Here is a 13,895-nt window from a genome sequence, read left to right as displayed (position 1 = left end):
CAAGATGAACACGGGAGTAACAACATGAACCGCAGTGAGCTGGTGGCCGCGCTGGCCGACCGCGCCGAGGTGACCCGCAAGGACGCCGACGCCGTGCTGGCCGCGTTCGCCGACGTCGTCGGCGACATCGTCTCCAAGGGCGACGAGAAGGTCACCATCCCCGGCTTCCTGACCTTCGAGCGCACCCACCGTGCCGCTCGCACCGCCCGCAACCCGCAGACCGGCGAGCCCATCCAGATCCCCGCCGGCTACAGCGTGAAGGTCTCCGCGGGCTCGAAGCTCAAGGAAGCGGCCAAGGGTAAGTAAGCGGCCCGTTGCGTGCGCCGTGGGCGACTGCGGGCCCGCCAGTGGCCGGCCGCGCAGTTCCCCGCGCCCCTTCGGGCGCGCCACGCACAGTCGCACCACATGCCGAGGGGCGGCCACCTGATTCCAGGTGGCCGCCCCTCGGCGTCTGCGCTGCCCGGCTACCCGAGCGCCTTGCCGGGCAGTTCGACCTTCGCGCCCAGCTCCACCAGCTTCTCCATGCTGTGCTCGCCCGGGGGATGACCCCCGGACCCCCAGCCGGACGGGCGTGGTCGCGGAGGCGGGATCAGCCGAGCGCCTTGCCGGGCAGTTCGACCTTCGCGCCCAGCTCCACCAGCTTCTCCATGAAGTTCTCGTAGCCGCGGTTGATCAGGCCGATGCCGTGGACGCGGGACGTGCCCTGGGCCGCCAGGGCCGCGATCAGGTACGAGAAGCCGCCGCGGAGGTCGGGGATGACCAGGTCCGCACCCTGCAGCTTGGTCGGGCCCGAGACGACGGCCGAGTGGAGGAAGTTGCGCTGGCCGAAGCGGCAGTTCGAGCCGCCCAGGCACTCGCGGTAGAGCTGGATGTGCGCGCCCATCTGGTTCAGCGCGGACGTGAAGCCGAGCCGGGACTCGTAGACCGTCTCGTGAATGATGGACAGGCCCGTGGCCTGCGTGAGCGCCACCACCAGCGGCTGCTGCCAGTCGGTCTGGAAGCCGGGGTGGACGTCCGTCTCCAGCGCGATGGACTTCAGCTGGCCGCCGGGGTGCCAGAAGCGGATGCCCTCGTCGTCGATCTCGAACGCCCCGCCCACCTTCCGGTAGGTGTTCAGGAACGTCATCATCGAGCGCTGCTGGGCGCCGCGGACGTAGATGTTGCCCTCGGTCGCCAGCGCCGCAGACGCCCAGGACGCGGCCTCCAGGCGGTCCGGGAGGGCGCGGTGGTTGTAGCCGCCGAGCTGGTCCACACCGGTGATGCGGATCGTCCGGTCGGTGTCCATCGCGATGATCGCGCCCATCTTCTGCAGCACGCAGATGAGGTCCTCGATCTCCGGTTCGACGGCCGCGTTGGACAGCTCCGTGACGCCCTCGGCGAGGACGGCCGTCAGCAGCACCTGCTCGGTCGCGCCGACGGACGGGTACGGCAGCGCTATCTTCGTACCGCGCAGCCGCCGGGGCGCCTCCAGGTACTGGCCGTCCGCCCGCTTCTCGATCTTCGCGCCGAACTGCCGCAGCACCTCGAAGTGGAAGTCGATGGGCCGGCCGCCGATGTCGCAGCCGCCGAGGCCGGGGATGAACGCGTGGCCGAGGCGGTGCAGCAGCGGTCCGCAGAACAGGATCGGGATACGGCTGGAACCGGCGTGGGCATCGATGTCAGCGACGTTCGCGCTCTCCACGCGCGTCGGGTCCATCACCAGTTCGCCGGGCTCGTCACCCGGACGGACCGTCACGCCGTGCAACTGCAGCAGACCCCGCACGACTCGGACGTCGCGGATGTCCGGAACATTGCGCAGCCGGCTCGGAGCGCTGCCCAGCAGCGCTGCGACCATGGCCTTCGGTACGAGGTTCTTCGCACCGCGGACACGGATCTCGCCCTCCAGCGGGGTTCCGCCGTGGACAAGCAGGACATCGTCGTTGACGGTCATGAATCTCGCGTTCCATGGAGTCGGGCAGGGGCCAGGAGGGAAAGGGTAATCGCCCTCCACCCCCCTTCTGTATGCCTGAGTCGGACCCAGCCACGTCCCAGCTCTGTCACAACACGAACCGTTCCGTACCGGACACATGGGGTCACGGCCGGTTTCGTGCGCGCGGGGCGCTTCACTGCGCCCTGAGCTGCGTTCCCTCTCCGTGCCGCATTGCCTCCCCACGCGCGGGGAGAATGCGGGATCATGTCTGCCATGACCGAGGTGTCCTCGCTCACAGGGCGGTTGCTCGTGGCCACCCCCGCCCTGGCGGACCCGAACTTCGACCGCGCGGTGGTGCTGCTCCTCGACCACGACGAGGAGGGCTCGCTCGGCGTCGTCCTCAACCGCCCCACCCCGGTGGGCGTGGGCGACATCCTGGAGGGCTGGGGGGACCTCGCCGGTGAGCCCGGTGTGGTGTTCCAGGGCGGCCCGGTGTCACTGGACTCGGCCCTCGGTGTCGCCGTCGTCCCCGGTGGCGCGGCCGGGGAGGCGGCCCCGCTGGGCTGGCGCCGGGTGCACGGTGCGATCGGTCTGGTCGATCTGGAGGCCCCGCCCGAGCTGCTGGCCTCCGCCCTCGGCTCCCTGCGCATCTTCGCCGGGTACGCCGGCTGGGGCCCGGGCCAGCTGGAGGACGAGCTGGTGGACGGCGCGTGGTACGTGGTCGAGTCGGAGCCCGGTGACGTCTCGTGCCCGTCTCCCGAGCGGCTCTGGCGCGAGGTGCTGCGCCGTCAGCGCAACGAGCTGGCGATGGTGGCGACGTACCCGGACGACCCTTCGCTCAACTGATGCGTGTGAGCTTCAGTACCCTTGGCCGTATGAGCACTCTCGAGCCCGAGCGCGGGACTGGTACGGGGACCCTCGTCGAGCCGACGCCGCAGACCTCCCGCGGTGACGGTGACCACGAGCGCTTCGCCCATTACGTCCAGAAGGACAAGATCATGGCGAGCGCCCTCGACGGCACTCCCGTCGTGGCGCTGTGCGGCAAGGTCTGGGTACCGGGCCGCGACCCGAAGAAGTACCCCGTGTGTCCCATGTGCAAGGAGATCTACGAGTCCATGAGTTCCGGGGACGAGGGCAAGGGCGACCAGTAGGTCCTGCCCGCGGGGCGTGAGGCCCCCAGGGTGCGTTTTGCGCGCCCTGGGGGCTTTTGTGTGTCCGGGCGTTGCGCAGGGTGCGTCCCCCGGTCACAGAGTGGTTGAGACCTCTTGTGGGCATGTTCATGCAGTCCCTAGCCTCCGATGTGTTGTGCACAGCGAAACTGTCATTGCGCATGTTGCAACACTCCTTCGGAGGAGCACTCCATGAAGTTGTCCGTCCGTACCGCCGGGCTCGCCGCGCTCGCCGCCCTGCTCGCCACCGCCTGCGCGCCCCAGACCTCCTCGAACTCCTCCTCCGACGAGGACGAGAAGACCGGCACGCTGCGCGTGTGGCTCTTCCGGGAGGTCGGCAACGCCCCCAAGGAGAAGGTCGTCGACCGTGTGGTCGCCGACTTCGAGAAGACGCACCGGGGCACCGAGGTCGACGTCGAGTACATCCCCGTCGACACCCGCGCCCAGCGCGTCAAAGCCGCCTTCAACGACCCGGCTTCCGCGCCCGATGTGATGGAGTACGGCAACACCGACACGGCCGGCTACGTGAAGGACGGCGGACTCCTCGACGTCACGCAGGAGTTCGGCGACTGGAGCGAGGCGAAGGACACCGACCCGACGGCGAAACAGTCCGTGACGGTGGACGGCAGGCTCTACGGCGCCCCGTTCTACGTGGGCGTCCGCGCCCTCTACTACCGCACGGACGTGTTCGAGGAGCTCGGCCTGTCCGTCCCGCGGACGATGGACGAACTCGCCGCCACCGCCCGCGCGATCCGCGCCGCCCGGCCCGAGCTGTACGGGCTGGTGGTCGGCGGTGCCTATACCTACGGCGCGATGCCGTTCGTGTGGGCCAATGGCGGCGCGCTCGCGAGCGGCAAGGGCGGTTCCTACGCGTCCGGCATCGACAGCCCGCAGGCCCGCAAGGGCATCAAGGCGTACACGTCCCTCTTCGGCGACGACAACTGCCCCGCCGCCAAGTGCGCGGGCATGGGCGGCAACGACACGGTGTCCGCGTTCGCCGCGGGGAAGGCCGGCATGGCCATCGGCGGCGACTTCAGCCACACCGCCGTCGAGGCCGGGAAGGTCAAGGGCAAGTACGCCGTCGTCCCGCTGCCGGGGGTGAAGGCCGGCTCGATCGCCCCGGCCTTCGCGGGCGGCAACAACATCGGTGTCCTGAAGAGCACGTCCCACCGCACGCTCGCCGTCTCGCTGATGGAGCGGCTCGCCTCCAAGAAGACGCAGAGCGAACTCTTCGACGCGATGGGCTTCCTGCCGACCTTCACGGACGTCCGGCAGCAGGCCGCGCGGCGGGAGCCGTTCGTGAAGCCGTTCGTGCGGACCCTGTCCGCCGGCACCGAGTTCGTCCCCGCGTCGCCCGCCTGGGCGCAGATCGACTCCTCCCTCGTCCTGCCGACGATGTTCCAGGAGGTCATCAGCGGCAAGAAGGACGTCACCCAGGCCTCCGAGGACGCCGCCAAGAAGATGAACTCCGCGTTCGGCTCCGCGGGGTGAGCCCGGTGAACGGCCGCGGTGCCGTGAAAACCCCCGCGGCGGCCGCCCCGGCGAGCGTGAGCGCCCCCCGGTCCCCGAGCAGGACCGCTGAAACCCGGGGCGGACACACCCCGCGGTCAGCCGCACGCGGCAGGGGCGGCTGGACCCCCTGGCTGTATCTCGCGCCCGCGCTCCTCGTCCTCGGGGCGCTGCTCGTCTACCCGATCTACCAGCTCGGGCTGATCTCCTTCTTCGAGTACACCCAGGCACAGGTCAGCGGAGGCGAGCCGGCCACCTTCCAGGGATTCGGGAACTACGGCGAACTGTTCGGGGACCCGCGGTTCTGGCAGGTGCTGCTCGCCACCGTGCTGTTCGCGGCGGCCTGTGTCGTCTCCACGCTCGCCGTGGGCTGCGCGCTGGCCGTGCTCCTCACACGCGTCCGGGCCGTGCCGCGGCTCGCGCTGATGCTGGCCGCCCTGGGCGCGTGGGCGACCCCGGCCGTGACCGGCTCCACGGTGTGGCTGTTCCTCTTCGACCCGGACTTCGGCCCGGTCAACCGGATGCTGGGCCTCGGCGACCACTCGTGGACCTACGGCCGGCTCAGCGCGTTCTTCCTGGTGCTGCTCGAAGTGGTGTGGTGCTCCTTCCCGTTCGTGATGGTGACCGTGTACGCGGGGATCCGCGCCGTACCCGGCGAGGTCCTGGAGGCCGCCGCCCTCGACGGCGCCTCGCAGTGGCGCGTCTGGCGCTCCGTACTCGCCCCGATGCTCCGGCCGATCCTGGTCGTCGTCACCATCCAGTCGGTCATCTGGGACTTCAAGGTCTTCACCCAGATCTACGTCATGACGAACGGCGGCGGCATCGCCGGCCAGAACCTGGTCCTGAACGTCTACGCCTACCAGCAGGCCTTCGCGTCCTCGCAGTACGGCCTGGGCTCGGCCATCGGGATCGTGATGCTGCTGATCCTGCTCGCCGTCACGCTGGTGTACCTGCGGCTGCTGCGCCGGCAGGGGGAGGAACTGTGAATCCGCTGCGCCCCCGTGTGCGCCGCCCGAGTCGCCTGGCCGCCGAGGCCTTCGCCCTGCTGATCGCGGTTGTCGTCGCCTTCCCCCTGTACTGGATGGTGCTCAGCGCCTTCAAACCGGCCGGGGAGATCGAGTCGAGCGAAGCCAGGCCCTGGACGCTCGCGCCCTCCCTGGATTCCTTCCGGCGCGTCTTCGGGCAGCAGGAATTCGGCCGCTACTTCCTCAACAGCCTCGTCGTGGCGGGCTGTGTCGTGATCGTCTCCGGGCTGATCGCGTTTCTCGCCGCGACCGCCGTCGCACGATTCCGCTTCCGCCTTCGCACCAGCCTTCTGATCATGTTTCTGATCGCCCAGACGGTGCCCGTGGAAGCCCTCACGATCCCCCTGTTCTTCCTCATGCGGGACGCCGGTCAGCTGAACACACTGAGCTCGCTGATCCTGCCCCACATCGCCTTCTCGCTGCCCTTCGCGATCTGGATGCTGCGGGGGTTCGTGAAAGCCGTTCCGGAGGCGCTGGAGGAGGCCGCGTACATCGACGGGGCGAGCCGGGGGCGATTCCTCTGGCAGATCCTTTTCCCGCTCGTCCTGCCGGGTCTCGTGGCCACCAGCGTGTTTTCGTTCATCTCCGCCTGGAACGACTTCCTGTTCGCCAAGTCGTTCATCATCAGCGACACCTCGCAGTCGACGCTGCCGATGGCCCTGCTCGTCTTCTACAAGCCCGACGACCCCGACTGGGGCGGAGTCATGGCCGCCTCCACGGTCATGACGATCCCGGTCCTGGTCTTCTTCGTACTCGTACAGCGGCGCCTGGTCTCCGGACTGGGCGGAGCGGTTAAGGACTGACGTGACCGAACTGATCCCGGCGCCCCGCAACGCAACCGCCGGCTCCGGCGAGGTACGGCTGACGCGCCGCTCCCGGCTCTGCGCCGACACCGCGACGGAAGGCGTCGCCCGCTGGCTGGGCGCCGCCCTCCGGCAGGCCACCGGCCTGCCGCTGCGCGAGGGCCGGGAGCCCGACGACGCCGAGGGCGGCATCGGTCTGCGACTCGGTCCCGGCCTCGGGCCCGAGGAGTACCGCCTCGTCAGCGACGGCTCCGGCGTCCTCGTCGAGGGCGGCGACGCGGCCGGCGTCTTCTGGGGTGCCCAGACCCTGCGTCAGCTCCTCGGCCCCGACGCGTACCGCAGGGCCCCGCTCGATCGCGAGCGCGTCTGGACCGTGCCCCACGGCACGATCGAGGACGCCCCCCGATTCCGCTGGCGCGGCCTGATGCTCGACGTCGCGCGGCACTTCATGCCCAAGGAAGGCGTGCTGCGCTACCTGGATCTGATGGCGGCGCACAAACTCAACGTCTTCCACTTCCATCTGACGGACGATCAGGGCTGGCGCATCGAGATCGAGCGGTATCCGCGGCTGACCGGGATCGGCTCCTGGCGGGACCGCACGAAAACCGGCCACCGGGCCTCGCCCTTGTGGGAGGACAAGCCGCACGGCGGCCACTACACCCAGGACGACATCCGGGAGATCGTCGCCTACGCGGCCGACCGGCATATCACCGTCGTCCCCGAAATCGACGTACCGGGCCACTCACAGGCCGCCATCGCCGCGTACCCGGAACTCGGCAACACCGACGTCATCGACACCACATCCCTCTCCGTCTGGGACACCTGGGGAATCAACCCGAACGTACTCGCCCCCACCGACAACACCCTGCGCTTCTACGAAGGCGTCTTCGAGGAAGTGCTCCGGCTGTTCCCCTCGGAGTTCGTGCACATCGGCGGCGACGAATGCCCCAAGGAACAGTGGCGGCGGTCGGAGACGGCCCAGGCGCGCATCAGGGAACTCGGGCTCGCCGACGAGGACGAGCTCCAGTCCTGGTTCGTGGGGCACTTCGACACCTGGCTCGCCGCGCGCGGGCGGCGGCTGATCGGCTGGGACGAGATCCTGGAGGGCGGCCTGGCGAAGGGCGCGGCCGTGTCGTCCTGGCGGGGCTACGCCGGAGGCATCGCCGCCGCCCGGGCCGGACACGACGTCGTCATGTGCCCCGAGCAGCACGTGTACCTGGACCACCGTCAGGACCCCGGCCCCGAGGAGCCGGTACCGATCGGGTGGGTGCGCACCCTGGAGGACGTCTTCCGGTTTGAACCCGTTCCCCAGGAGTTGACGCCCGGGGAGGCCCGCCACGTGCTGGGCACACAGGCCAACCTGTGGACCGAGGTGATGGAGGACCAGGCGCGCGTGGACTACCAGGCCTTCCCCCGCCTCGCGGCCTTCGCCGAGGTCGCCTGGAGCGCCCTGCCGGCTCCGGCGGAACGGGACTTCGCCGGTTTCCAGCGCCGTATGGCCGCGCACTACCGGCGCCTCGACGCCCTGGGCGTCGCCTACCGGCCGCCCACCGGCCCGCTGCCCTGGCAACGGCGCCCCGGGGTGCCCGGCCGCCCGAGCGACGGCCCGCCGCCCGGCAGGTAGCCGGACCGGACGCGACCGAACAGCTCGAACAAGCCACGGAAAAAGCGCACAAGGGTCACCGAAAGTGCCAATCGACATGCACTATCGAACCTGTGCGAAAACGGACCATCTCGCCGGTGAGGTGGGCGAATGCCTCCTACCGGACCCGTGTCTTCGGCTCTCGCCAAGATGTGCCAGAGTTGCCACGTCCGCCCTGTCAGCACGTACCGTACGGCAGCACAGGTGGGACCAGGTGGGGCAGCGGGAAGGGGCAGCCGGTTTGACCACGCACGCACCGCAGGCGGCGCAGGCCGTCACGCTGCCCACGACGCTGGACGAGGCCGTCGCGGCGCTCACCGCCGTGCCCGCCGCCGTACCCGTCGCGGGCGGAACCGACCTGATGGCCGCCGTCAACTCCGGGCAGCTCAGGCCCGCCGCACTGGTGGGACTCGGCCGGATCAGCGAGATCCGCGGCTGGCAGTACCTGGACGGCCACGCGCTGCTCGGCGCGGGCCTCACGCACGCGCGCATGGGCCGCCCCGACTTCGCGGCCCTCATCCCGGCGCTCGCCGCCGCGGCGCGCGCGGCGGGCCCGCCGCACATCCGCAACGCGGGCACCCTGGGCGGCAACATCGCCTCGGCCGCCCCCACCGGCGACGCACTGCCGGTGCTGGCCGCCCTGGAGGCGACCCTGATCGTCGCGGGGCCGGCCGGAGCCCGCCGGGAGATCCCGGTTTCGCACCTGCTCGCCGGAATGGACATGCTGCGCGCCGGTGAACTCATCGGCTTCGTGCGCGTGCCGCTGCTGCACGCCCCGCAGGTGTTCCTGAAGGCGACCGGCCGGACCGGCCCGGGGCGCGCGGTGGCGTCCGTGGCCCTGGTCCTGGACCCCGCCCGCCGCGGCGTGCGCTGCGCGGTGGGCGCCATCGCGCCGATGCCGCTGCGGCCCCTGGAGGCGGAGCAGTGGGTCGCCGGCCTCATCGACTGGGACAACAACCGCGCCCTCGTCCCGGAGGCGCTGAACGCCTTCGGGGAGTACGTCGCCGCGGCCTGCATCCCCGACGCGGCGCCGGCCGAGGACGGCTCGGTCCCGCAGCTGCCGCCCGCCGTACTGCACCTGCGGCGCACCGTCGCCGCGCTGGCCCGACGAGCACTGGGGAGGGCGCTGTCGTGACCGACGACCAGCACGGAGAGGGCACGCCCCGGGGCGGGAGCCGCTGGGATCCGCTGCCCCAGGGCGAGTACGACGACGGCGCCACCGCCTTCGTCGAACTGCCCGAGGGGGGCGTCGACGCCCTGCTGGCCGCCGACAGCCCCCTCGCCGCGCCCGGCCACGGCTACGTGCCGCCGCAGATAACGGTCGGCCCCGCGACGACGGCCGGAACCGACCCCGCGGCCACGGGCGCCTGGCCGGTGCCCGGCGCGCCGGCCGACGGGGCGCAGTGGCACGACCCGAACGCCGCACACCGGCAGCACGGTCACGAGCACGGCGCGCACCGGCAGCACGGTCCCGGGCACGGCGCCCACCAGCAGGGCCACGACGTGCCCGAGCAGCCCTACCCCGGCTCCGAGGCGCCGTACGACTCCGGGATCCCCTACGGGTCCGACGCGAGCGCGCGGCAGCCCGGCGGGGGCGACCGGTTCACGTACGAACCCGGGATGACCGGTCAGTGGAACTTCGAGGAGACCGCGGCGGCGGGCGAGGCGGCGCCCGGCCATGACGTGACCGGGCAGTGGTCGATTCCCGTCGCCGGGGGCGACCTTCCGGACGAGTCGGGCGAATTCACCACGTCCTCTCTGGTCGAGCAGTGGGGCGGCACCCCACCGGCCACACTGCCCGGTGGCGCGCCCGCCCCCTGGGCGACGCAGGCCGCGGGGCGGCCGTGGGGGCAGGACCCGCAGGACCCGCAGAACACGGAGGGGCAGGAGGAGGCCCGACCGGGCTTCCCTCACGAGCAGGGGGACGACCAGGGCGACACCGCCCCCGCCAGTGGGTACGCCCCGGACTCCGGATACGCCCCGGAGCAGCAGACCGCCGGACCACTGCCGCAGGAGGCGGGCCCGGAGGCCGGGCCCGGGCACCACGCGCAGGACGTCCACGCGCCGGGCGCCCAGGAGGACACCGGTCACGGTCACGCGCACCGGCCCGGGGAGTTCGGCCACGGGCCGGAGTCCCTCGGGAACGCCGGCCACGGGCCGCAGACGCCGGGCGACGGCCACGCGCCGCATCCGGCGGAGGCCACCGCGTACGCGCCGGGGGAGCCCGGGACGGCCGGTCACGCCGCAGACCGGTCCCGTTACGCCGACTACGGGACCGAGCCGTCCGACTTCGCCGAGCACGGAGCCGAGCCGTCAGGTTTCGCCGAGCACGGCCCCGAGCGCCCGGACTTCGCCGAGCACGGGCCAGGGCACCCGGACTTCGCCGAGCACGGGCACGAGGGGCCCGGCGCCGCCGGCCACGCGCCCGGGCAGCCGTACGGCGAGGCTCCTGACGGGTTCCCCGGGCGGCCCGTGCCCGAGACGCACCCGGAATCCACCGCGCCGGCGCCGGACACCCAGGACGCCTCACAGGCCGCTCCCGGCCTCGGTGAGGCCGGTACACCCTCCGAGTCGACCGAGGACACTTCGGGGGCCCCAGAGGCCGCCGACAGCCCCTCCGAGCCCGCTGCCGGGCCCCGCCCGGATCTCGCGGACACCGACACCGGCGCCCGCCCGGAGACCGTCGACGGCGAGACCCCGGCCGACGACCCGGCCCCGGACCAGCACCCGGCCACCCCGTCCGCGGCCGCCCCCCACGACGTACCCCCCGCGGCCCCTCAGGAGGAACACCCCCTCGCCTCCTACGTCCTGCGCGTCAACGGCACCGACCGCCCCGTCACCGAGGCGTGGATCGGCGAGTCCCTGCTGTACGTGCTGCGTGAGCGGCTCGGACTCGCGGGAGCCAAGGACGGCTGCTCACAGGGCGAGTGCGGCGCGTGCAACGTCCAGGTCGACGGACGGCTCGTGGCGTCCTGCCTGGTCCCGGCCGTCACCGCGGCCGGCAGCGAGGTCCGGACCGTCGAGGGCCTGGCCGAGGACGGGCAGCCGTCGGACGTGCAGCGGGCGCTCGCCCGCTGCGGCGCCGTGCAGTGCGGCTTCTGCGTCCCCGGCATGGCGATGACCGTGCACGACCTGCTGGAGGGCAACCCGGCGCCCACCGAGCTGGAGACCCGGCAGGCGTTGTGCGGCAACCTGTGCCGCTGCTCGGGCTACCGGGGCGTGGTGGACGCCGTCAAGGAAGTCGTCGCCGAACGCGAGACCCACTCGGCGCCCGGTGACGGCGACACCGACGAGGCCCGCATCCCGCACCAGGCGGGCCCGGGCGCCGGTGGCGTGAACCCGTCGGCCTTCGGGGCGCCCCCGGAACCGCACACCCCCGGGCCGCACTCTCCTGAAGCGCATGACCAGCCCTACGGCCAGGACGGAGGCCCCGCGTGAGTAACGAAGCAGCCACCGCACAGGCCGCGCAGGCCGCGGAGGCCGCCCCCGTCCCGGAACCCCTCCCGCACGGCATCGGCGCCTCGCTCCCGCCCGCCGACGCCCCCGCCAAGACGGAGGGCACCTTCCCGTACGCGGCCGACCTGTGGGCCGAGGGATTGCTGTGGGCCGCCGTGCTGCGCTCACCGCACCCGCACGCGCGCATCCTGTCCGTCGACACCACCCACGCGCGCGAGATGCCCGGCGTCCGCGCCGTCGTCACCCACGAGGACGTCCCCGGCGTCACGTTGCACGGCCGCGGCACGGCCGACCGACCCGTCTTCGCCTCCGACGTCGTGCGCCACCACGGCGAGCCCATCGCGGCCGTCGCCGCCGACCACCCCGACACCGCGCGCATGGCGGCGGCCGCCGTCATCGTCGAGTACGAGGTGCTCGACCCGGTGACCGACCCGGAACAGGCCTTCGAGGCCGAGCCGCTGCACCCCGACGGCAACCTGATCCGGCACATCCCGCTGAGCCACGGCGACCCGGAGGCGGCCGGCGAGATCGTCGTCGAGGGCCTGTACCGCATCGGCCGCCAGGACCCCGCGCCCATCGGCGCCGAGGCGGGTCTGGCCGTACCGCGCCCGGACGGTGGGGTGGAGCTGTACCTCGCCTCCACCGACCCGCACGCCGACCGCGACGCCGCCGCAGCCGCCTTCGCCCTGGAGCCCGAGCGCGTCAAGATCGTCGTCACCGGCGTACCCGGCGCCACCGCCGACCGTGAGGACCAGGGCATCCAGCTCCCCCTCGGCCTGCTCGCGCTGCGCACCGGCTCCCCGGTGAAGCTCACCGCCACGCGCGAGGAGTCGTTCCTCGGCCACGTCCACCGGCACCCCACCCTGCTGCGCTACCGCCACCACGCCGACGCCGAGGGCAGACTCGTCAAGGTCGAGGCGCAGATCCTGCTCGACGCGGGCGCCTACGCCGACACCTCCTCCGAGGCCCTGGCCGCCGCCGTCGCGTTCGCCTGCGGCCCGTACGTCGTCCCCAACGCCTTCATCGAGGGCTGGGCCGTACGCACCAACAACCCACCGTCCGGTCACGTACGCGGCGAAGGCGCCATGCAGGTCTGCGCCGCCTACGAGGCGCAGATGGACAAGATCGCCCGGAAGCTCGGCATCGACCCGGCGGAGGTGCGGCTGCGCAACGCCCTGGCGACCGGCGACGTGCTGCCCACCGGCCAGACCGTGACCTGCCCGGCCCCGGTCGCCGAACTGCTCCAGGCCGTACGGGACTTCGAGCTGCCGCCACTGCCCAAGGACACGCCCGAGGACGAGTGGCTGCTGCCCGGCGGACCCGAGGGGGCGGGGGAGCCGGGCGCGGTGCGCCGGGGCGTGGGCTACGGCGTGGGCATGGTGCACATGCTCGGCGCGGAGGGCGCGGACGAGGTCTCCACGGCGACCGTGAAGGTCCACGACGGGGTCGCGACGGTCCTGTGCGCGGCCGTCGAGACCGGCCAGGGCTTCACGACACTGGCCCGGCAGATCGTCCAGGAGACCCTCGGCATCGACGAGGTCCACGTGGCGCCGGTCGACACCGACCAGCCCCCGGCGGGCGCGGGCTGCCGCGGCCGCCACACCTGGGTCTCGGGCGGGGCGGTGGAGCGCGCGGCGAAGATGGTCCGCACGCAGCTCCTGCAGCCGCTCGCGCACAAGTTCGGCATGTCGACGGAGCTGCTCCAGATCACCGACGGCAAGATCACGTCGTACGACGGGGTCCTCTCCACGACCGTCACCGAGGCACTGGACGGCAAGGAGCTGTGGGCCACCGCGCAGTGCCGCCCGCACCCGACCGAGCCGCTGGACGCGAACGGCCAGGGCGACGCCTTCGTGGGCATGGCCTTCTGCGCGATCCGCGCGGTGGTGGACGTCGACATCGAGATCGGATCCGTACGGGTCGTGGAACTGGCCGTCGCGCAGGACGTGGGCCGCGTGCTGAACCCGGCCCAGCTCAACGCCCGGATCGAGGCCGGGGTGACCCAGGGCGTCGGTATCGCGCTCACCGAGAACCTCCGCACGCCGCGCGGCCTGATCCGCCACCCCGACCTGACCGGTTACGCCCTGCCGACCGCGCTCGACGCCCCCGACATCCGCATCGTCCGGCTGGTCGAGGAACGGGACGTGGTCGCACCCTTCGGGGCCAAGGCGGTCAGCGCGGTGCCGGTGGTGACGTCCCCGGCGGCCATCGCGTCCGCCGTCCGCGCCGCGACGGGCCGCCCCGTGAACCGCCTCCCGATCCGCCCTCAGGCGGCGGTGGTCACGGAACGGGGCTGAGCTGGACTCGCTTCTTGCGCCTGACGCCTGAGGTCTGACGCCTGAGGCCTGTGGTCTGACGCCTGACGCCTGACGCCTGAGGCCT

General features: G+C 72.3%; 11 protein-coding genes. 10 read left to right on the top strand and 1 reads right to left on the bottom strand.

Annotation, left to right across the window (positions count from 1 at the left end; genetic code table 11):
* Positions 1–24: 24 nt before the first annotated feature.
* Positions 25–306, top strand: coding sequence for an HU family DNA-binding protein (locus ACIQU3_RS30600; RefSeq protein WP_003990598.1), 282 nt, complete (start codon positions 25–27; stop codon positions 304–306).
* A gap of 283 nt (positions 307–589) precedes the next feature.
* On the opposite strand, the gene murA is transcribed toward ACIQU3_RS30600, so the two are convergent.
* Complete coding sequence (murA, locus tag ACIQU3_RS30595; RefSeq protein WP_234845601.1) at positions 590–1,930, bottom strand: UDP-N-acetylglucosamine 1-carboxyvinyltransferase; 1,341 nt, start codon at positions 1,928–1,930, stop codon at positions 590–592.
* A 252-nt stretch (positions 1,931–2,182) separates the two neighbouring features.
* Between murA and ACIQU3_RS30590 the strand changes: the two genes are divergently transcribed.
* The 9 genes from ACIQU3_RS30590 to ACIQU3_RS30550 all read left to right on the top strand — a co-directional run bounded on the left by ACIQU3_RS30590 (position 2,183) and on the right by ACIQU3_RS30550 (position 13,810).
* A complete protein-coding gene (locus tag ACIQU3_RS30590) occupies positions 2,183–2,755 on the top strand; it encodes a YqgE/AlgH family protein (RefSeq protein ID WP_403727043.1) in 573 nt (190 codons plus the stop codon).
* Positions 2,756–2,784: 29 nt separating this feature from the next.
* Positions 2,785–3,060, top strand: coding sequence for a DUF3039 domain-containing protein (locus ACIQU3_RS30585; RefSeq protein WP_362038518.1), 276 nt, complete (start codon positions 2,785–2,787; stop codon positions 3,058–3,060).
* 210 nt (positions 3,061–3,270) lie between these two features.
* A complete protein-coding gene (locus ACIQU3_RS30580) occupies positions 3,271–4,569 on the top strand; it encodes an extracellular solute-binding protein (RefSeq protein WP_403928774.1) in 1,299 nt (432 codons plus the stop codon).
* 56 nt (positions 4,570–4,625) lie between these two features.
* Complete coding sequence (locus ACIQU3_RS30575; RefSeq protein WP_403727220.1) at positions 4,626–5,573, top strand: carbohydrate ABC transporter permease; 948 nt, start codon at positions 4,626–4,628, stop codon at positions 5,571–5,573.
* Complete coding sequence (locus tag ACIQU3_RS30570) at positions 5,570–6,415, top strand: carbohydrate ABC transporter permease (RefSeq protein WP_403727035.1); 846 nt, start codon at positions 5,570–5,572, stop codon at positions 6,413–6,415. Before ACIQU3_RS30575 ends, ACIQU3_RS30570 begins: the two co-directional genes overlap by 4 nt.
* 1 nt (position 6,416) lies before the next feature.
* Complete coding sequence (locus tag ACIQU3_RS30565) at positions 6,417–8,039, top strand: beta-N-acetylhexosaminidase (protein ID WP_403727033.1); 1,623 nt, start codon at positions 6,417–6,419, stop codon at positions 8,037–8,039.
* A 259-nt stretch (positions 8,040–8,298) separates the two neighbouring features.
* Complete coding sequence (locus ACIQU3_RS30560) at positions 8,299–9,192, top strand: FAD binding domain-containing protein (protein ID WP_403727030.1); 894 nt, start codon at positions 8,299–8,301, stop codon at positions 9,190–9,192.
* Entirely contained in the window at positions 9,189–11,495 is a 2,307-nt protein-coding gene (locus ACIQU3_RS30555) for a 2Fe-2S iron-sulfur cluster-binding protein (protein ID WP_403727028.1), read from the top strand. The genes ACIQU3_RS30560 and ACIQU3_RS30555 overlap by 4 nt, the downstream gene beginning before the upstream one ends.
* Positions 11,492–13,810, top strand: coding sequence for a xanthine dehydrogenase family protein molybdopterin-binding subunit (locus ACIQU3_RS30550; protein WP_403727026.1), 2,319 nt, complete (start codon positions 11,492–11,494; stop codon positions 13,808–13,810). The genes ACIQU3_RS30555 and ACIQU3_RS30550 overlap by 4 nt, the downstream gene beginning before the upstream one ends.
* Positions 13,811–13,895: the final 85 nt, after the last annotated feature.

The sequence above is a fragment of the Streptomyces sp. NPDC101110 genome, assembly GCF_044759525.1.
Classification (GTDB): Bacteria; Actinomycetota; Actinomycetes; order Streptomycetales; family Streptomycetaceae; genus Streptomyces.
This window is presented reverse-complemented; position numbering and strand designations above follow the sequence as displayed.